The sequence below is a fragment of the Paraburkholderia sp. BR10937 genome (genome assembly GCF_040965695.1).
Taxonomy (GTDB): Bacteria; Pseudomonadota; Gammaproteobacteria; order Burkholderiales; family Burkholderiaceae; genus Paraburkholderia.
The window spans coordinates 28942-48349 of the sequence record NZ_JBFRCL010000036.1; the positions used below are offsets into that span (position 1 = coordinate 28942).

General features: G+C 62.3%; 18 protein-coding genes. 14 read left to right on the forward strand and 4 right to left on the reverse strand.

Annotated features, from left to right (window positions below):
- Positions 1 to 43 precede the first annotated feature (43 nt).
- Positions 44 to 1885, reverse strand: coding sequence for an EAL domain-containing protein (locus tag AB4Y44_RS26725; RefSeq protein WP_368701302.1), 1842 nt, complete (start codon positions 1883 to 1885; stop codon positions 44 to 46).
- 315 nt (positions 1886 to 2200) lie between these two features.
- Here AB4Y44_RS26725 and AB4Y44_RS26730 point away from each other — a divergent pair, with 315 nt between their 5' ends.
- The gene (locus tag AB4Y44_RS26730) at positions 2201 to 2560 is read left to right on the forward strand and encodes a DUF3564 family protein (RefSeq protein WP_342921649.1); all 360 of its coding nucleotides are present in this window, start codon (positions 2201 to 2203) and stop codon (positions 2558 to 2560) included.
- A 45-nt stretch (positions 2561 to 2605) separates the two neighbouring features.
- Here the strand turns inward: AB4Y44_RS26730 and AB4Y44_RS26735 are convergent, their stop codons facing one another.
- Positions 2606 to 2863: a hypothetical protein gene (locus AB4Y44_RS26735; RefSeq protein ID WP_342921648.1), complete on the reverse strand. Its 258-nt coding sequence runs from the start codon at positions 2861 to 2863 to the stop codon at positions 2606 to 2608.
- Between the two features lie 264 nt (positions 2864 to 3127).
- Here AB4Y44_RS26735 and AB4Y44_RS26740 point away from each other — a divergent pair, with 264 nt between their 5' ends.
- From AB4Y44_RS26740 to AB4Y44_RS26750, 3 genes are all read left to right on the forward strand, one after another.
- On the forward strand, positions 3128 to 3934 hold the full coding sequence (locus tag AB4Y44_RS26740) for an IclR family transcriptional regulator (RefSeq protein WP_342921647.1): 807 nt from the start codon (positions 3128 to 3130) through the stop codon (positions 3932 to 3934).
- Positions 3935 to 3999: 65 nt separating this feature from the next.
- On the forward strand, positions 4000 to 4701 hold the full coding sequence (gene ehuD / locus AB4Y44_RS26745) for an ectoine/hydroxyectoine ABC transporter permease subunit EhuD (protein WP_368701303.1): 702 nt from the start codon (positions 4000 to 4002) through the stop codon (positions 4699 to 4701).
- Positions 4702 to 4785: 84 nt separating this feature from the next.
- Positions 4786 to 5646, forward strand: coding sequence for a transporter substrate-binding domain-containing protein (locus AB4Y44_RS26750; RefSeq protein ID WP_342921645.1), 861 nt, complete (start codon positions 4786 to 4788; stop codon positions 5644 to 5646).
- A gap of 30 nt (positions 5647 to 5676) precedes the next feature.
- Here the strand turns inward: AB4Y44_RS26750 and AB4Y44_RS26755 are convergent, their stop codons facing one another.
- Positions 5677 to 7116: a GGDEF domain-containing protein gene (locus AB4Y44_RS26755; protein ID WP_342921644.1), complete on the reverse strand. Its 1440-nt coding sequence runs from the start codon at positions 7114 to 7116 to the stop codon at positions 5677 to 5679.
- Positions 7117 to 7148: 32 nt separating this feature from the next.
- Here AB4Y44_RS26755 and AB4Y44_RS26760 point away from each other — a divergent pair, with 32 nt between their 5' ends.
- The 8 genes from AB4Y44_RS26760 (at position 7149) to AB4Y44_RS26795 (ending at position 17489) form a co-directional block, all read left to right on the forward strand.
- Positions 7149 to 10046, forward strand: coding sequence for an EAL domain-containing protein (locus AB4Y44_RS26760; RefSeq protein ID WP_368701304.1), 2898 nt, complete (start codon positions 7149 to 7151; stop codon positions 10044 to 10046).
- Positions 10047 to 10143: 97 nt separating this feature from the next.
- Positions 10144 to 10836: a DUF1223 domain-containing protein gene (locus AB4Y44_RS26765; RefSeq protein ID WP_368701305.1), complete on the forward strand. Its 693-nt coding sequence runs from the start codon at positions 10144 to 10146 to the stop codon at positions 10834 to 10836.
- A 150-nt stretch (positions 10837 to 10986) separates the two neighbouring features.
- Positions 10987 to 12099 carry a lactonase family protein gene (locus tag AB4Y44_RS26770; protein WP_368701306.1) on the forward strand — a complete coding sequence of 371 codons (1113 nt, stop codon included), beginning with the start codon at positions 10987 to 10989 and terminating at the stop codon, positions 12097 to 12099.
- 128 nt (positions 12100 to 12227) lie between these two features.
- On the forward strand, positions 12228 to 14252 hold the full coding sequence (locus AB4Y44_RS26775; RefSeq protein WP_368701323.1) for an FAD-dependent oxidoreductase: 2025 nt from the start codon (positions 12228 to 12230) through the stop codon (positions 14250 to 14252).
- Between the two features lie 39 nt (positions 14253 to 14291).
- On the forward strand, positions 14292 to 14738 hold the full coding sequence (locus tag AB4Y44_RS26780) for a nuclear transport factor 2 family protein (protein WP_368701307.1): 447 nt from the start codon (positions 14292 to 14294) through the stop codon (positions 14736 to 14738).
- A complete protein-coding gene (locus AB4Y44_RS26785) occupies positions 14735 to 15562 on the forward strand; it encodes an enoyl-CoA hydratase-related protein (protein ID WP_368701308.1) in 828 nt (275 codons plus the stop codon). Before AB4Y44_RS26780 ends, AB4Y44_RS26785 begins: the two co-directional genes overlap by 4 nt.
- Positions 15563 to 15736: 174 nt before the next feature.
- Complete coding sequence (locus AB4Y44_RS26790; RefSeq protein ID WP_368701309.1) at positions 15737 to 16621, forward strand: dienelactone hydrolase family protein; 885 nt, start codon at positions 15737 to 15739, stop codon at positions 16619 to 16621.
- A gap of 178 nt (positions 16622 to 16799) precedes the next feature.
- Positions 16800 to 17489, forward strand: coding sequence for a CBS domain-containing protein (locus tag AB4Y44_RS26795; protein ID WP_368701310.1), 690 nt, complete (start codon positions 16800 to 16802; stop codon positions 17487 to 17489).
- 82 nt (positions 17490 to 17571) lie between these two features.
- Here the strand turns inward: AB4Y44_RS26795 and AB4Y44_RS26800 are convergent, their stop codons facing one another.
- Positions 17572 to 18393 (reverse strand): universal stress protein, encoded by an 822-nt coding sequence (locus AB4Y44_RS26800; protein ID WP_342921636.1) that lies wholly within the window; start codon positions 18391 to 18393, stop codon positions 17572 to 17574.
- A gap of 338 nt (positions 18394 to 18731) precedes the next feature.
- On the opposite strand from AB4Y44_RS26800, the gene AB4Y44_RS26805 reads away from it, so the two are divergent.
- Together AB4Y44_RS26805 and AB4Y44_RS26810 are read left to right on the forward strand one after the other, a co-directional pair.
- The gene (locus AB4Y44_RS26805) at positions 18732 to 18971 is read left to right on the forward strand and encodes a hypothetical protein (RefSeq protein ID WP_324160659.1); all 240 of its coding nucleotides are present in this window, start codon (positions 18732 to 18734) and stop codon (positions 18969 to 18971) included.
- Positions 18972 to 19040: 69 nt separating this feature from the next.
- Complete coding sequence (locus AB4Y44_RS26810; RefSeq protein WP_368701324.1) at positions 19041 to 19367, forward strand: hypothetical protein; 327 nt, start codon at positions 19041 to 19043, stop codon at positions 19365 to 19367.
- Positions 19368 to 19408 lie beyond the last annotated feature (41 nt).

Sequence of the window (19408 nt, forward strand, 5' to 3'; positions counted from 1 at the left end):
ACTTACGCGAGCTTTCGGGCGTCGCTGGCCGGCGTCGCGTCGCTCAGACGATGACGTTTTCGCTGAGCGTGGCAAGCGAAGGCCGCGGTAGCGGGCCGCCGTCGGCGAGCATGCGCGTGATGCTTTCGGCATCGAGCGGCCTGCTGAAGCGGAATCCCTGCGCTTCCACACAACTGAGCGCGAGCAGGAACTCCTGCTGGGCGAGCGTCTCCACCCCTTCGGCGATGACGGATAAACCGAGCGCCTGCGCAAGCGTAACCATCGCCTTCACGATCGCATCCGTGTCCGTTTCCCCGACGCCTTGCACGAACGCACGGTCGATCTTGATGCGATCGACCGGCAGCGCGCGCAGTTGACTCAGGCTCGAGTAGCCCATGCCGAAATCGTCGATTGCAATACGAATACCCGCGCGGCGAAATGCGTGAAGGCGGCGCGCGGCGATCTCCGGTTGCTTCATCAACGCGGTTTCGGTGACCTCGAGCTCGAGCATCGTCGGATCGACACCAGTCTCCTGCAGGATGGTCTGAAACGTCTCGACCATATCCGTGCGTTGCAACTGGAGCGGCGACAGATTGACCGCGATGCGCAACGGCGCAATCCCCATGTGCCTCCAGAGCGCCGACTGCCGGCACGCCTCATGCAGCACCCACTCGCCGAGCATCTCGACAAATCCCGAGGCCTCCGCTATCGAAACGAATTCGGCCGGCGCGATCTCGCCGTAAATCTCATCGTGCCAACGCGCCAATGCTTCGACGCCAAGCACGTGGCCGTTGCGCATGTCGACCTGCGGCTGGTAGTGCACGCGCAGCGTCCCTGCTTCGATCGCCTTTCTCAGCCGTGCCGAAAGGATGAGCTTTGCGTCGGCGTTCTCGCCCATCTCAGGCCGATAGCGATCCCAGCAATTGCGGCCACGACTCTTGGCCGCGTACATCGCCATGTCCGCGCACGAGATCAGTGTTTCCACATTGTCTCCATCCGCTGGAAACACGCTGATGCCGACGCTGGCGCTCACCACGAGCTCATTCCCGCCGACGAGCACGGGCTTCGCGATTGCCGCGAGTACGGTGTCGGGAAGGTCGAAGCGTGCGTCGTCGCGCCCGCGCGGCGCAACGATCATGAACTCGTCGCCGCCGTAACGACCGAGAATGTCGCCCGGCCGCGCGCAGCTCCGCAGACGCCCGGCAACTTCGACGAGCAGCTGATCGCCGACGCTGTGCCCGAGCGCATCATTGACGGTCTTGAACGTGTCCAGGTCGAGGAAAACGACATAGACGGATTCGCCCTGCCGGGCGGGGGCAGTCAGGAGTGCCTGCAATCGTGCGCTGAGCGCCGCACGATTCGCGAGCCGGGTCAGGCTGTCGCATTCGCTGAGTTCGCGCAAACGGCGCGAACGATCGAGAAGCCTGACCGACACGTCATGGGTCGTTTTGGCGAACAGGAGTGGATAGATGAAGATAATGGGCAGCCACACCGGCGCGATCCGTGCGTCCAGCGGCGTGGTGGCGATACCGAAGATCGCCGCCCCGGCGATCAGGCCCGCCGCACTCGCGCCCACCCCGGCGACGAAGACCGGCCAACCACCCACGGCCATGGTGTCGAGCGCAAACATCAACAGGATGACGACGGCTGCGACCGGTTCGAAATGAACCGCCGCGGCCAGCCAGCCGCCGAACGCCGAATCGAAGAGCAGGTTCCATTTCTCTTTGCGGAGTGCATCGTCAGTGTTGGCGCGTACCCGCGAATAAGCGACATGCGGCCAGACGAGACAGATGGCAAGAACGCCGGCGAAGAGCAACGCCGGCGCATGTTGCACGTGCAGCAAGGACAGAACGGGGATGGAGCCGATCGCGTAGCCGAGGACCCGGAGAACATAAATGCGGCGCAAAATGCCGGCGGTCCAGAACTTGTCGCCCGTGGCGGACGTAAGCACGTCGTCTCCCCGATTCAAATCATATGATTTCATGAGCATAGACCAGATCGGACGCCAGGATGCGGAGAGCTCATTCCGACCCCCGGGGCGAACCGAAGCTGCACCGACGTCTTCGGTTCCGGCTCGACCTTCGCGTTATGTGCGCCTCCGCACCACGGAGTTTTCCCAATATATGGAAAATCCGCTTGCGTTCCATCGCGGAACTTCTAGACTGACAACTTGCGATTCGCGCCGCGATCCCATCAACGAGCCGCACTGCACGGAGTGCTCATGCGACTGACCATCCTGATCAATGGTTCTGACCCGGCAGACAAACACGAATTCGCCCTGGTGTGGATCGATCTCGACCAGAAACGCTGGTCGCGCGAGTCACACGAAGGGGTCGACCTGCCTTCGTGGGGCGACGTCCGCGCCGGCGGCGATGGGACGGTCTTATGCGCTCCGCAAACCGATGCACCCCTTTGCATCATGCGCGGTCTCAGCCTGGACGAGCGGCAGGAAGTCCATTCCGGACATGGCGATGCGAGCTGGCCGGACAGCAGCGCGTGCAACGAAACAGCATGGCAGTGGCGCTTGCAGGCGGTTGACCGTAAATCGGTACGCGCCGCGAATTCGCTGTTTGCCTGCTAGTCGTTCGCACGATGGCTGTCGAGCCATCGCCGATGCCGTGCGCCATTACTCCTTCAATGTCGCGAGCAGCCGGTCGATCTCGTCGAACTGGCTTTTCGACAATTGATGGCTTTGCATGATTTCCTGCAAGCGCTTTCGCCAATAAGCCGGCGGCAAACGCGACTCGTTCAGGTCCTCTGCAGACAATCGCTGAATCACGGATTTAATGTGCAGGATGTCGCTGTGAGCGACTTGCGACGACCAGGCGTCCGACTTTCTCGGTTGCCCGCCCCCGTCCAAACCCCTTTCTGACACTGTTCCCATCTTTATTTGCCGTCGGAATATGGCGCCGCGCATGCATGCCCCGAGCGCATCACCGGCCCTGCGGCCTCCTGTTGTCATTTACCTGGGTAAGCCACGCCACGAATCAGGCGTCCTGTATGCCGAATAGATATTTTGTTCGGCTAGGCCGAACGTCGTTCGGCGGCTTATTTATGGTAGTTTCCACCTTGATGACTGTCAATATTGGCAGCGCTAAGCTGGCTAAAACGCTCGACTGCCCGCTAGCGGATAAAAGACGAAATACAAATGACACAAACGGACCAAACCATTGGGGAGCGCAATGCGCTTCGCAGCGTCAGCCGGGCGCTCGATGTCCTGGAGACGCTGGGGGCCAGCGATAACGAGGGGCTTACGGTTGCCGAGATTGCGACGGCAATCGGCGTGTCGAAGAGCACGGCGTTCGAGTTATTGCAGACCTTGCTCGCCCGTCATTACGTCACCGATGTACGCCTTGGCGGCTCACGACGCTATCGGCTCGGCTTTGCGCTCGTGCATCTCGGCGACCGGGCGGCGGCGGACGTCGGCATCTCCCAGCTTGCGATGCCGGTTCTGCGCGAGCTGACCGACACGACCGGTCTCACGTCCCGGCTTGCGGTGCTCGACGACAACGGCTACGCCGTCGCAATTAGCCGCGTCGAGGCGCCCGGCATCGTGCGTATCGCGTCCGCCCTCGGACAACGCGAGCTTCCGCATTGCTCGGCGCTCGGGAAATCCCTGCTCGCGCTGATGCCGCCGGCGCGCGTCGTCAAGCTGCTTGCGCATACCGGCATGCCGCGTCGCACCGAGTACACCCGCCTGACGCCCGCGGAGCTGATGAAGGATCTGATCCTCGTCGCCGAGCGCGGCTATGCATTCGACGACGAAGAAGACAATCTGGGCGTGGTTTGCGTCGGCGCGGCCATTACGAACCGCGACGGCGAAGGCGTGGCTGCGATCAGCGTGACGACGCTCAAGAACGGACTGGACGACGACGACCTGCACGCGCTGGGGCGCACGCTGCGCAACCATGCAGAACGCATCAGCCGGATGCTCGGCGCGCAGGTTGGCGCGTAACGCGGCGAGCCGGCGCGCATCTCCCTGGCAGATCACTGGTGCCCCCGCGAAGGGGCGAGGACCTCATGCTGACCACCTTCTTCGATCTGTTCGATCTGCACGACGCGAACAGGTATTTGCCCGATCTGCTCAAAGGGGCGCTCACGAGCATTGAGCTGACCTTCAGCATCCTGGCGCTCAGCCTGCCGTTTGGCCTGCTGCTCGCCATCGCCAGAATCAGCCGCGCGCGGCTGCCGAGAGCCATTGCATCGGTTTATATCGAGGTCATACGCGGCACGCCCGCGCTGCTGCAACTGTTCTACATCTACTTCGTGCTGCCCTCGTTCGGAATTCGTTTCGCGCCGTTCACGGCGGGTGTCATCGGGCTGTCGATCAATTATTCAGCGTACCTCGCCGAGGTGTATCGCGCGGGCATCGAAGCCGTGCCGAAGAGCCAGACGCAAGCCGCGAAGGCGCTCGGCATGTCCGGCAGCCAGACGCTGCGCCTGATCGTGCTTCCCCAGGCCATCCGCATCGTCGTGCCGCCGCTCGGCAACTATGCGATTTCGCTCTTCAAGGACACCTCGCTCGTGTCGATCGTGACGGTCAAGGAGCTGATGTTCACCGGCCAGATCATCTCGTCGACGAACTTCCAGTACGTCACGATCTTCACGCTGGTCGGCGCGCTCTATCTGGCGTTTTCCTGGCCGAGCGCCCTGGTCGTGCACTGGCTCGAGCGCAAGATGGGCACCGCGCGGTCGGCGAACGCCGCAGTGCGTCCACGATGACCGTCGCGCTCGTACGTAAGGCAGCAAGGCAAATGTCGCGATCGATTCGTCAGATCTGGATAACTAACCAATTCGGGGTGTTTCATGCGCAAAGCTACGCTGGCGTTTGCATCGATATTGATGGGTGTTGCAACGTTGCTGTCCAGTGCCCATGCGGCTGATAGCACCGCAATCGGCGACGCGCGCTTCGATGGCGGAGACGGCTCGTACGCACGCGCAATCAGGAACGGCATCACGCTCGTGATCGCCGCCGACCCGCCGTCGACCTTCCGCGACGAGAAAACACACACGTTCGACGGCGCGGACGTGCGCATCTTCCGCGAAATCACGAAGCGGCTCAAGATCACGAAGGTCACGTGGGATATCGTGCCGTTCGACGCGATGATTCCGGCACTGCTCGCCGGCCGCGCCGACGTCATCGTCGACAACCTGCACGAGAACGAGCAGCGGCTGCGCGTCGTCGCATTCACGAGCCCGGCATACTGGTACGGATCGGGCATCGCGGTACAGCGTGGCAATCCGTCGAAGATTCATGGGTGGGACGACTTTGCGGGCCATACGGTCGGCACGGTGCGCGGGAGCTTCAATCACCAGTTGCTCGAAGGGCGCAAGGACCTCAAGGAGCTCAAGCTCTACACGAGCAGCGAGGCGGAGTTCTCCGATCTGATCGCTGGGCGCATCGACGTCGCGATGGAAGACGACATCAAGATCGGGCAATTCCTGAAGCAGCATCCCACTGCCGCGATGCAAATGGTGGCGGACTACCGGCCGCTGCCGCAGGAGTACGGCTACGCGCGCTACGCGTTGCGCAAGGGCGACGTCGATCTGAACAACGCGGTGTCGCGAACGCTCGACGAAATTCGCGCCGACGGAACGCTGGGATCGATCATCAGGCAGTTCGGCTATACCGACCGCAATCTCTGGTATTTCCCGGTGAAAAACTGATTGCGTCGCGTACCAGGCTGCCTGTCTGTTTCAGGCAGCAAATGCGCGGTCGCAGATCTCGACGCGGTTTCGGCCGAGATGCTTGGCGTGATAGAGCGCCGTGTCGGCATCGCGCGCCAGTTGCTGGATTGTCGCTTCGGCGGCGGCGAGGCAGGCCACGCCAATGCTGCATGTGTATCGAATCACGGGCGCGGTGAAGCCGGGCTGAGCGATTCGCGTGCGGACCACTTCGGCCAGATCGTTAGCCTGTTGCAGGGAGAGTGCCGGCAGCAACACGGCGAACTCTTCTCCTCCCCAGCGCGCGAGATACGCCGAGGCCGGTATTGCCGCACTGGCGCGTTCCGCGAAGTCGATCAGGACGTTGTCTCCCATATCGTGTCCATGCTCGTCGTTGACCCGCTTGAAGTGGTCGAGGTCGATCAGGAGCATGGAGAGCACGGCCCCGTTGCGCTTCGCCAGTTCACGTTCCTCTTCGAATGCGAGCGCGAGCGCGCGGCGGTTCAGCAAGCCGGTCAGCGGATCGCGGTACGACTGCCGCTCGAGCTGGATGCGCAAGCGCTCCATGGCAATCAGCAGCAGGCCCACTGTCACGAGCAGGGAAAACGCGGCGCCCGCGGTGAGATAGAACGTCTGCATCCACTCCGGATGGAAGAGATCGGGCAGGCCTCGCGTCGCAAGCGCGACGGAGATGCAGCGTGCGCCCGCCACTGCGCATTCGGCAAGCAGCAGTGCGCCAACGGCAAGCGCCGTGCGGCTGGGTCGGCCAAGGTGGAGCATCAGCACGCCGTGCGTGCCGTAGAGTACCGCGAGCACCCCGGTGATTACGATCGTGCGGCCCGCAACGGATGGCTCGACCACCCACAGCCACGTCATGCCGGCCGCGGCAACGAAGACGAGCAGCGAAACGAAGCGCCAGCTGGGTTGGCACCCATAGAGGAGTTGGGTGCCAATGAGTCCCAGCCCCGCGCCAAAAACGATGCCGCAGTTCGCAACCAGAATTGAAAGCCAGTCCGGCACGCTGCCTCGAAACGCGAGGAGAAGAACCGATACGCTGACCACCAGCGCACCGGATGCCCAATGACGGACGCCGCGTATGTTCTGAGGAAAGCTTCGGGCCAGTGAGAACAACGCGATTGCCATGAGTCCCGGCATGACCGAAGACATCAGGATGACCGTGCGCAGATCGAAGAGCGGCATGCAGGTTCGGCGAGAGTAGGCACTGCGCCTATATAACATATCGATGTCGTCGAGAGCGATGCCAGAGTGAGGCGTGATCGATAACACACGCAAGCGTTGAATGAATTCGCACGCAATACCCGCGATGTGCTTGCCGGAAATCCATCGGCGCCCATTTTTACGCTCTTCAGAATTCCCGTATCCTGCCGTTACCGCATGGATGGCATGCCGTGTTGCGCGTTGTTGAAGTTGCCGATTCCGGGAACGCGTGCGTAGATGGCGTTGTACGAGCACACATTCTCTTTGACAGCATGAGAAACCCTGGAATGGACGCAGAAAGCGAGTACGGCGAGCCGCTCGGCAACCTGCCTATGCCGGTCATCCGTTACGACGCGCAGGGCCAACGACGCTACCTGAATAGCGCGGCATTGGCGATGTTGAGGGCCGCATCCGAAAGCGCCTGCGCGACGCACGCCGAAGCCCGGATGTTTTCACCCCAGGCACTGCAGCAGTACCTCGATACCATTCGCGAAGTCGCGATCACGGGCGTTGCGCGCGAGCTGGAACTGACGTTCGACGGCCTGCCGCAAACGCTGGGTGAGCATTACCTCGTGCAGTTCGTAAGGCATCCGACACCCGACGCGGCTCCTGCGGTGCTGGCGATCTATTTCAACATCACGGCGCGCAAACGTGCGGAGGCAAAGCTCCGTGAACGCGAGTCATTTCTCGAATCGTTGCTCGATACCATGCCCATTCCGGTCTTTTCGAAAGACAGGGAAGGGCGGTACCTGCATCTCAATCGGGCTTTCGAAGAATTTCTTGGCGTCCCCAAGGAGCGATTCATCGGCAAGACCGTCTTTGAGACGAGTCCGCCCGAGCTGGCGCAAACCTATTTCGCCAAGGACGAGGCGCTGTTCGCGAAAGGCGGCATTCAGCGCTACGAATTCAAGGTCCAGAACGCAAGGAAAGCGGTGCGCGACGTGGAATTCAGCAAGGCGGTTTTCCACGACGATGAAGGCCGCCAGGCCGGCTTGATCGGTGCGATTCTGGACATCACCGAACGTAAGCAGGCGGAGTCCGAGCAGCGGGCCCAATACGAGAGGATCCTGCAACTCAACGGACGCCTCGAAGACAAGGCGCGTCAACTGTCCGACGCGCGCGCACAGCTGATGACCGTGCTCCATACCATCCCCGATTTGGTATGGCTGAAGGACACCGCTGGCAATTTTCTGCTTTGCAATTACAGCTTCGAGCAATTTGTCGGCAAGCCGAAAGCTGAAATTCTCGGGAAAACCGATTACGACATTTTCGATGCCGAGCTGGCGGACTACTTCCGGGAACGCGACAAGGCAGCAATCGATGCGCTGCATGTTTGCGTGAATGACGATTGGGTGGTCGCTCCGGCGACCCGTGAACGGACCTTGCTCGAAACTCGACGCCTGCCGGTGTTCGGCGCAGGGGGGACGGTGGCGGGCGTTCTCGGTGTGGCACGCGACATGAGTGAACGGCGCCGTTTCGAGGAAAAACTGGCCCGCCGGGAACGCGAGTTTCGAACCCTCGTCGAGAACTCGCCCGATACGGTCGCCCGTTACGGACGGGATTGCCGACGTCTCTACGTCAATCCAACCTTCGCCGCGCTCGCCAGTGGAGGGGCACAGGCGCTGCTCGGCAGGACGCCGGCCGAATATCCGGGCGGGCCAGGGTCCGTCCTCTATGAGCAGCGACTCCGGGAAGTATTCGCAACGGCAAGCGACAGGGAATTCGAGCTGGTCTGGGGGCCTGACGAGAACCGGGAACTATGCCAGCTGATCCGGTTGACCGCGGAACTGGGCGAGGATGGCAAGGTGGAAACCGTCCTTGCCGTAGGGCGGGATATCTCGGAACTGCACGCTTCCAGAGGAAAGATCCATCGGATGGCGTATTTCGACGCGTTGACCGCGCTGCCGAATCGCGTCCTGTTCAACGAGCAATTGCGTCAGGCAATCTCGAACAGCAAGCACGGCCACTATACGGCCGTCATGATGATCGACATGGACCGCTTCAAGGGTGTCAACGACACGATGGGTCATGCGGTCGGTGACGAGCTGCTGCGCGAGGCCGCGCATCGGCTGGTTTCATGCGTGCGTGTGGGAGACACGGTTGCCCGCTTCGGTGGGGACGAGTTCGCCGTGCTGCTGCCCGGGATTGCTGATCGCGGCATCCTCGAGGAGATCTCCGCGAGAATCATCCGTCGGCTCGACGAGCCTTTCCTGCTCGACGGAAGAGAAGTATTCATATCGTGCAGCGTCGGGATCGCGCTGCATCCGCTCGACAGCACCGACGCGAAAGACTTGCTGAGATACGCCGACTCTGCGATGTACCTCGCGAAGCGCTCAGGGCGTCGCGGCTTTCGCTTTTATACGAAGGACCTGACCGTCGAGGCCACGGCGCGTCTTTCGCTCGAGTCGGAGCTGCGGCGTGCAGTCGATCTGGGCGAGTTCGAACTGTATTACCAGCCTCAGGTGACGCTGCGCGGTGCGGAAGTCATCGGTTCGGAAGCGTTGTTGAGATGGAATCGCCCCGGAGAGGGCTTCATTCGTCCGGATCAGTTCGTGCCGCTTGCGGAAGAAACCGGCCTGATCGTCGAGCTTGGGCGGTGGGTGCTTCGCGAAGCTTGCCGCTCGGCCGTTGAATGGAATAGCGGGCGTGCCGCGCGCCACAGGGTGTCGATCAATCTTTCCGCGCGACAGTTTCAGTCGCGCGACCTCGCGCTGACGGTCAAGGAAGTCCTCGATGAAACCGGCTGTCAACCGGAGTGGCTGGAGTTCGAGATTACCGAAAGTCTGCTGCTGGAGGAAGACGACTCGGTCCTGAGCGTGCTCCTCGAATTTGAAAGCATGGGTCTATCGATTGCGATCGATGATTTCGGCACCGGCTATTCCGCACTCAGCTATTTGACCCGATTCCCGATTGATACGCTCAAGATCGATCGTACGTTCGTGCAGCGAGTCACGACGGACCGGCGCCATGCCGAACTCGTGAAGGCGATCCTTTCCATCGCCCGCTGCCTCGGGCAGCGGGTCGTTGCCGAAGGCGTCGAAACCATGGAGCAGGCCGCCTTTCTCGATGCGCATGGTTGCGAGATTGCGCAGGGCTTTCTCTACAGTGTGCCGCTGCCACAGCCTGCCATTGCGTCGCTTCCCCGTTTTCTCGATCCCGGTGCTGCGGACAGCGTCAATCCGTAAGGGTGGCCGGGCCCGACGAAACAAATTTCTTCCGGCTGTAACCGGAATGCGTAACCGAACGAATTAAGAGGCAGTCCTGTCGTCCTGGAGACCGATCATGTCCGTTCGGCTCGTTACACTTGCGTTCTTTTTTTTCGTCGCGCCCGTCGTAGCATCAGCGAGGCCGGTCGTGGTCGAGCTGTTCACCTCGGAAGGGTGTTCCTCGTGTCCTCCCGCGGATGCCTACCTGTCTGAGCTCTCACGTGAGCGTCAGGACGTGCTTCCCCTCGCGTTTCACGTCACGTACTGGGACGGCCTGGGCTGGCGCGACCCTTACTCGCTGGAAGCCGCCACACAGCGCCAGGCCGAGTACAGCGCCCGTTTTGGTCAGAGCGCCTACACCCCGGAAATGGTGATCGACGGCCAGAAGGGACTGGTGGGTTCGAATCGACGTGCAGCCGAGGCGGCGATCGCGATCGCGCAGAAAGCGGACGAGGCAGCGGTGGAGGTGAGTGGCGTGCGCCGCGGCGGGACGTTATCAGTCATGGTGGGGCGCGGCACCGGTCACGGTCGGGTCTTGCTCGTCGGCTATGACACCGGGCACGTGACCGCGGTCGGGCGAGGCGAAAACACGGGACGTACGCTCAGGGAGTCCAATGTCGTTCGCTCGATACAGGCCGTCGGCGAATGGACCGGCGCGCCATTGAAGCTCGAACCGGCGTCGCCGGCTGGTGAACAGGCGGCAATCCTGATCCAGTCGCCGGATGGGGCAATCATCGGCGCGGCACGAGTGACCAACGGCGCGCCTTGAGCCGCCAGGGATGACGTCATCAGGTCTCTCCGTTGTCATTAATAAGGTGTGCTTCCTATCTTCACAAGCGACGCTACGAGAACAGAAGGAGTGCGCAGTGCAGTGGCAGTTCCCCTAACGAAGTCGTGTCTACCAGGCAAGGAGTTCGTCATGTCATTTGTCACGTACGCTTCATCGTTTCCTTTGCGGATCATCGCGTTCGCCGCAGCGCTGGGATTTGCTTCAGGCAGCTTTGCGCAAACCGCTTCCGAGGTCGATCCGCCCGGGGCGGTCTACGTCATGTCGAACCAGCCTTCCGGAAACTCGGTTCTTGTCTATGCTCGAGCCACGAACGGAACACTGACCTACGCGGCCACCTATCAAACCGGCGGAAAAGGAGCGGGCACGGGCGCCGATCCGCTAGGCTCGCAGGGCGCGCTGACGTTGGACTCGGGCTTTCTGCTCGCCGTGAATGCCGGCAGCAATGACGTTTCGCTTTTCGCAATCGACGGCAGCAAGCTGACGCTGCTCGACAGAAAGCCGTCGGGCGGTCAGATGCCCGTCAGCGTGACGGTCAAGGGGGCGATCGCGTATGTGCTCAATGCCGGCGGCACGCCGAACATTAGCGGCTATTTTGTCGACGCGTTCGGCAAGCGCCTCGTCGCGTTACCCGGCTCGCAGCGGTCACTTGCTGGCGGTACCTCCGCCCAGCCGGCGCAAGTCAGGTTCGCACCGGAAGGCAACGAATTGCTCGTGACCGAAAAGGGCACGCAGCTCATTGACACCTATTCTGTCGGCTTTACCGGCTACGCCTCGACATCAACCCCGCATGCCTCGAACGGCGTTACGCCGTTCGGCTTTTCCGTCACGACACGCGGTTATGCGATCGTCTCAGAGGCCGGGTCCGGTTCGGTTTCTTCGTACGAAGTCGAAGACGGCAAACATCTCGATTCGATCAGCGCGGCGATCCCGCTGGGCCAGTCCGCTCCTTGCTGGCTCGTCACAACCGGCGACGGACGTTTCGCCTATACCGCCAATGCCGGTAGCGGCACGATCAGCAGCCTGCGCATTGCCGCGGACGGGAAGATAAACCTGCTCAATCCCGCTGCGGGTACGCTCAGCGCGCCGCTCGACATGGCGCTCAGCAGTCGCAGCAAATTCCTCTATGTGCGGGAGGGCAACGGTGCCGTAACCGGGTTTCGCGTGATGCCCGATGGCGCGCTCGAACCGGTTGGTTCAGTGACCGGTGTACCGCCTGGAGCCCAGGGGATCGCAGCGCGCTAGGCATGCGGGAGTCACGTCTGATCAAAGCGATGGTGTAGAGGAGGTTTTCGAAATCCGCGCATTCGCTTGATTCTCTATGCAACTGGTTGCATTATCGACTTCGCCGTCATACAACCAGTTGCATGAACATGACAAATCGCTATCCGCACCTTCTACGCCCACTCGATCTGGGCTTCACGACCTTGAAGAACCGCGTGCTGATGGGCTCCATGCACGTCGGTCTGGAGGAAGTGCCGAATGGCTTCGAACGTATGGCCGCGTTCTATGCGGAGCGCGCGCGTGGCGAAGTTGGGTTGATCGTGACCGGCGGCATCGCGCCGAACGAACGCGCGCGCCCCATGCATGGTGGCGCGATGGTGACCACAGAGGAGGAAGCCGGGCGGCACCGTACGATTACTCGCGCCGTCCATGCGGAAGGCGGCAAGATCGCGATGCAGATCCTGCATTTCGGCCGCTACTCGTATCAGCCGATGCTGGTCGCGCCCAGTGCGCTGCAAGCCCCCATCAATCCGTTCACACCTCACGAGCTGAGTGACGACGAAGTCGAAGAAACCATCGACGATTTCGTCCGCTGCGCGGCCCTCGCGCAACATGCTGGCTACGACGGTGTGGAAATCATGGGCTCGGAGGGCTACCTCATCAACGAGTTCATCGCGATGCGTACCAATCATCGCACTGACCGCTGGGGCGGCGGTTACGAGAACCGCATACGTTTCGCGGTGGAGATCGTGCGCCGCGTGCGGGAGCGCGTCGGCCGAGATTTCATCATCATCTACCGGCTTTCGATGCTCGATCTGGTCGAGGGCGGCTCGACACTGGAGGAAGTCATCCAGCTCGCGCAGGCTATCGAGCAGGCGGGAGCCACCATCATCAATACGGGCATCGGCTGGCACGAGGCGCGCATTCCTACCATCGCCACCAAGGTGCCGCGCGGCGCCTGGGCCTGGGTCACGCAGCAACTGATGGGCAAGGTCTCGGTGCCGCTGGTCGCCACCAATCGCATCAACACGCCCGAACTCGCCGAGCAGCTGCTCGCTGGCGGCGCGTGCGACATGGTGTCGATGGCGCGTCCATTCCTCGCCGATGCCGAATTCGTACGCAAGGCTCGCGAGGGTCGCGCTGACGAGATCAATACCTGCATCGGCTGCAATCAGGCTTGTCTCGACCATACGTTCGCCGGCAAGGTCACGTCCTGCCTCGTTAATCCGCGGGCCTGTCACGAGACGGAAATCGTTATCCGGCCTGCCGCGCAGCCAAAGCGCGTGGCGATCGTGGGCGCGGGTCCGGCCGGTCTCGCCTGCGCGGTGACGGCGGCCAGCCGCGGCCATGCCGTTACGCTCTTCGAGTCCAGCACCGGGATCGGCGGCCAGTTCAATATCGCCAGGAAGGTTCCGGGCAAGGAAGAGTTCAATGAAACGCTGCGCTACTTCCGCCGCCAGATCGAATTGACGGGCGTCGAGCTTCGCCTCGGCACGCGCGCGAGCGCCGAAGCGCTGATGCAGGAGGGCTTCGATGAGGTGGTCGTGGCGACCGGCGTCCTGCCTCGCGAGCTGCGCATCGAAGGCGCCGACCATGCCAAGGTGCTCGGCTATCTGGACGTGCTGCGCGACGGCAAGCCGGTGGGCTCGGACGTCGCCATCGTGGGGGCTGGCGGCATCGGCTTCGACGTGGCAGAGTACCTCGTGCATGAAGGCGTGTCCGCGAGCCTCGATCCGCAAAAATTTTTCGCCGAATGGGGCGTCGATACGAACTACGCCGAACGCGGCGGATTGCGTCGCGCGGTGGTGGGTCCGGCGGCTCGCAGCGTGCATCTGCTGCAACGCAGGCGCTCGAAGGTTGGCGAAAGCCTCGGCAAGACGACGGGGTGGATTCACAGGACGGCCTTGAAGGCGCGCGGTGTCGGCATGTCGTCCTCGGTGGAATACCAGCGCATCGACGACGATGGGTTGCACGTGAGCATCGACGGTGTGCCGCAAACCCTCGCCGTCGACAACGTCGTGGTTTGCGCAGGACAGGAGCCGCTGCGTGAACTGGCCGACCAGTTGCTGGCCGCCGGCCGCAAGGTGCACGTGATCGGCGGTGCCGCCGAGGCGGTCGAACTCGACGCCAAGCGGGCCATCCACGAGGGCACAACGCTCGCAGCCGCGTTATGAGCGCGCTGCGTTTTCTCTCGACCTGAAAACGGACCTCATATGACCCACGCCATACTCAACCTGCCTCCCGCTGTCGCGCGCTCCCTCGCGATCTGGCATGAGCTCGTGGACAGAAAGGATCTCAGCCGGCTGGAGTCCATCGTGCATCCCGAGGCCGTTTTTCGCTCGCCGATGGCGTTCATGCCCTACGGTCCCGCGCCCGCCTTGCTGATGGCGCTGCGTACGGTGATCACCATTTTTGGGGACTTTACCTACCATCGGCAGTTCGGCAGCGCCGACGGCCTGAGCGTCGTGCTCGAATTCAGCGCGACCGTGCAGGACAAGCAGCTCAAAGGCATCGACATGATCCGCTTCGACGAGACGGGTCGCATCGTCGAATTCGAAGTGATGATCCGGCCGTTCAACGCATTGCAGGTACTGGGCGCCGAGATGGGCGCACGTCTGGCTCATGTTCTCCCCGCGTATAAAGCCGCGAGCAATCCATGAACGATCAATACTTTCGCCTCAGTACCGAAGCCGGCATCGCGCATCTTCAATTGAACCGTCCCGACCGGCTCAATGTGATGGACATCGCGTTTTATGCGGGCCTGCGCGAAATCGTGCAGACGCTCGATGCGAGTGGCGAGGTTCGCGTGCTCGTCATCAGTTCGACGGGCAAGCACTTTTCGGCCGGCATGGATTTCGAGGTGTTCGCCAACATTTCGAACGACTTCGACACCCGCAGTCCGCGCAAGCGCCTCGGATTTCAGCGCGCCCTGGCAGGTCTGATGGATTGCTTCGACGTGCTCGACAAGGCACGCTTCCCCGTCATCTGCGCCGTGCAGGGCGGGTGCATCGGTGGCGGCCTCGACCTTGCCGCTGCTTGCGACATTCGCGTCTGCACGGCAGACGCCTTCTTCTGCCTGCAGGAAACGCAGATCGGCATGGTGGCCGATCTGGGCGTGCTGCAACGCCTGCCCAAGCTGATTCCGGCGGGCGTCGCGCGCCAGATGGCGTACACCAGCGAGCGTTTGAGCGCCGAACGGGCGCTCGCCGTGGGGCTCGTCAATGCCGTGCTGCCCGACGCCGATGCGCTCGAGCACCATGCGATGGAACTGGCGCGCAGCATTGCATCGAAATCGCCGCTGGCCGTGGCAGGGAGCAAGACGGCGCTGAACTTCGCCCGCGACCACGCAACCGCGGAGTCGCTGCAGCACATGGCGCTGCTTCAGAGCGCCATATTCGATACCGCGGACCTCTCCGAAGCCATCGCAGGCTGGCAGGCGAGGCGTGACCCACGCTTCGAAGGCCTGCCGCCGTTGCCTGACTGATCTCCCGCTCTCGCGCTACGCCTGCCTATACTGGACTTCGTAAGTCAGTCACGCGAACCAGTACTGAAGAAGAGGCGCGTCATGTCGAGAACAAGCAAAACTCTGCTCGTCCGAATCGCATTGATCTGCATGTGCAGCTGCCTCGCGAACGCCTCACGCGCGCAGGTGACGCGCATGGAGGTCATCCCGATTCCGTCCGTGACGCTCACCGACCAGGAATTCCTGAGCGGGCGCGAGGATGGCAAACCTGTTACGGTGGCTGGCGAGCTTCGGCTTCCGCGAAGCGGTACCGACCGGCTTCCGCTCGTCATTCTGCTGCATGCGTCAGGCGGGATCGGCAGCAGCATCACCGACTGGGAGGAGTACTTTCTTTCGCTCGGTGTCGCGACTTTTGTGATCGACAGCTTCTCCGGCCGAGGTATCGTCAACACGATCAACGATCAATCGCAACTCGGCCGCCTGGCACAGACCGAGGACGCCTATCGCGCGATTGCGACGCTCTCGAAGCATCCGCGAATCGACCCGAGCCGGATCATGCTCATGGGCTTCTCGCGTGGAGGGCAAAACGCGCTTTATGCGAGCCTGAGCCGGTTCCAGAGGATGCACGCCCAACCCGGCACCCAGTTCGCGGCGTTCATCGCGTTCTATCCCGACTGTACCTCCACGTATCTCGAAGACGAGGACGTCGTTGGCAAACCTGTGCGTATTTTCCAGGGGACTGCGGACAACTACAATCCTGTCGCGCCATGCCGCGCCTATGTGGAACGTCTGAAAACAAAACTGCATGACGTCCAGTTGACCGAGTACGCCGGCGCCAGTCACTTCTTCGACGCGCGAGCGCTCAGGCAGCCTCAGCAGCTCGCCCAGGCGCAGACCACGCGAAACTGCCGGACGGTCGAGGTCGAAAACGGACTGCTCGTCGACGCCAAAACGAAGCAACCGTTTAGTTATGGCGATTCGTGCATCGAGCGCGGGACAACCATCGGGTACGACGAGAACGCCGCGATCAGCGCCAAAGAAGCCGTCGGCGGCATCGTCAAGACCGTGCTGAAGCCATAGGTTCACTGTGACCGCGTTGAAGGCCGGGAGCCACGCCAGTCGCAAAAGCAGCACGTCATACCGGGCGACGAAAGGTCATATCGGCCGGCGTCAGATTCATTGATTTAAATCAATGCGCGTGCGCAACCGATCTCTAAATTGGGTTCCAGTGCGGTCTTAGCCGCTAACGGAGGAACTCATGCAAGCTTCAGACATCATGACCACGGACGTCGTCAGCCTGCGTCCTGACGCATCGGTCTTCGAGGCCGCGACATTGCTCACCGAGCATCACGTGAGCGGCGTCCCGGTCGTCGACGACGCCGGCGCCGTCGTCGGCATTCTCAGCGAGGGCGATCTGCTGCATCGCGTGGAAACAGGGACAGGCAAGCCGCAGCGCAGCTGGTTCGGTGAATGGCTCCACTCGACTCGCAGGCTCGCAAGCGAGTACCTGAAGGAGAATGCCGTGAAGGTCGGCGACATCATGACGGGCAATGTCATCTACGTCTCGCCGGAAGCGGAACTGGGCGAGATCGCCGACCTGCTGGAGCGCCACCACATCAAGCGCGTGCCCGTGCTGGAGCAGGGCAGGCTCGTGGGCATCGTGAGCCGTGCCAACCTGATACGCGCGTTGGCGAGCGCGACGCAGCCCGATCCGGAAGCAGTCGCTTCTGACGAGGCGATCCAGCGCGACGTGCTGCGTGCGCTGGACGGGCGCCGCTGGGCGATGGCCGCAGAGAACGTCGTCGTCAAGGAGGGGATCGTCCATCTCTGGGGCACGGTAAGCTCGGAGGAGGAGCGCAAGGCGATACTCGTCTCCGCGGAGCGTGTCACCGGCGTCAAGGGGGTCGAAGACCACCTCGGTTATCCGGTCGTGTTCACGCCGATGTAAGGGCGTCTTGTCCCCGGTGTCTTTCTCTTGCACCGGGGATCTTGCGAGGCCCCGTTGGGTCGTCGCGCTGCGGGCGGCCTGGTCAATGAGACATCAGTACCGGCAGCGTCATCGTGGAGAGTATGGATCGCGTGGCGCCGCCCAGAACCAGCTCCTGGAATCGCGCATGGCCATACGCTCCCATGACGAGCAGGTCGTACGCGCCGTCGGCCGCATGGTTCAGCAGCGTATCGCCCGCGGACTCAGCCGCGTGGCCGTCAAGCATGGCGATGTCTACTGACTTGGCGCCGTGGCGCGCCAGCATGGCGACGAGGTCTTCGCACGATGCGTGCGACTGCTCAGGCGTCAGGATCCTCACGTGAGCCGCCCGCAGGATGAACGGCAGCGCGTCGTGAACCGCACGGGCGGCTTCGCGGCTTGCGTTCCAGGCAATCAGCACGCGATCGCCGAACGACTCGAATCGGCCCGTATAGGGCACCAGCAGCACCGGGCCTCCCGCTCCCAGCAGAACACTCTGCGGGAATCCGTCCGCAAGCCAGGACTCCGGATCGTCCGGATTGGCTTGTCCGAGAATCACGAGATCCGCGGTGCGGCTGCGCTGCATGATTGCAGACACTGGATCGCCATCGGGGACAACCCAGGCGCCGTCGATCTGCGCACGAGACACTTCTGCGCGGAAGAGCCGTTCGATCGCGCCGCGCTGCTCCATGCGTAGCGTGCGGTGCGTCTCGTAATACTCCGCTGTGCCACCCATCACGTAGAACTCGCGCGGGTTGGGTTCGAACCGCGCGAACAGTCCTTCCAGATGTGCGCCGAACTTGCGGGCCAGCCTCAGTGCGAGCGCGAGCCGCGCATTGGCGCAGGCGCTCGTGTCCATGTGAACCATGATGGTCTTGCAGCTCATTGCGATCTCCAGCGAAGGGTTGACCTAAGTTTCGACGCTCACAACGTGATCCGAGTCTAAAGACGGGCGACGTCATAAGTTTGATCTGAATCAGCCATTTTTTGTATGCGTGGACGGCGCGCATGGGTTCCGGAAAAAGGAGTCATTGAGGCAGATCAATCGGAAAACGCCCTGCCTGGCTAGATTGATAACGGTACGTGCCGCATGGCGTGGCGCACACCAACGGCTGAAAGGAGGCAAGGCAATGAGCAGGCGAAGCAGGAGGGGCGTGGAGCCAGTGACGCTGCGCCCTGGATTCGCGGGGCGCCCGTTTTACCCGCAAAACGGAGAGTGAAATCATGACATTGAAGGGCACCGTCGACTCGGGCGTGTGGCGCGTCGAGGCAGAAACGTCACCCGCTGAGCAGGGCGGCTTCTGTTGCCTGATCAACGTTGCGCACGGTTCGCCAGATCGGCATTTCAACCACGCGTTTCCCCATCATCGCATCTTCGAGAGCGAGGTTGCGGCGGTGCTGGAGGGCTTGCGTGAGGGCGTGGTGTGGGTAGATCTCAAATGCCGTCACGCATTCGATGTCTAGTCCCGCTGGCAAGCGACCCGCGAGCGGATCCGGCAAAGGCGACACGGAGGCCTGACGATGGGACTCGGGATGCAAATCGTTTATCTGGGTTTTGCGGGTTCGTCTGCGCTCGATGCAGAAGCCGGCGTGCAGTTGCTGCGCCTCGACCGGTTCAGCGGCACGCTGTCGGGCTGCCATCTCGCGGTCGAGCAGTTGGGCGCCAGTGGCAGCGCGCCCGCATACGACGTCCGGCTCGAACTCCTGTCGGTCTCGCGCGAGTTCAAGCCGATCGCTCATTGCGAGAACGAAGATCCGATAGCCGCCATGCGTGCGGCGTTCGATGCCGCCGAGCGCGAACTGAGGTCGGCGCCGATCGCCCATGCGGCCCTGCAGGGTCGTGTGCGTTCGGGTAACTGATCCATGCGTTCGGCGAGGCGGGCGCGTGGCATTGGTTGCCT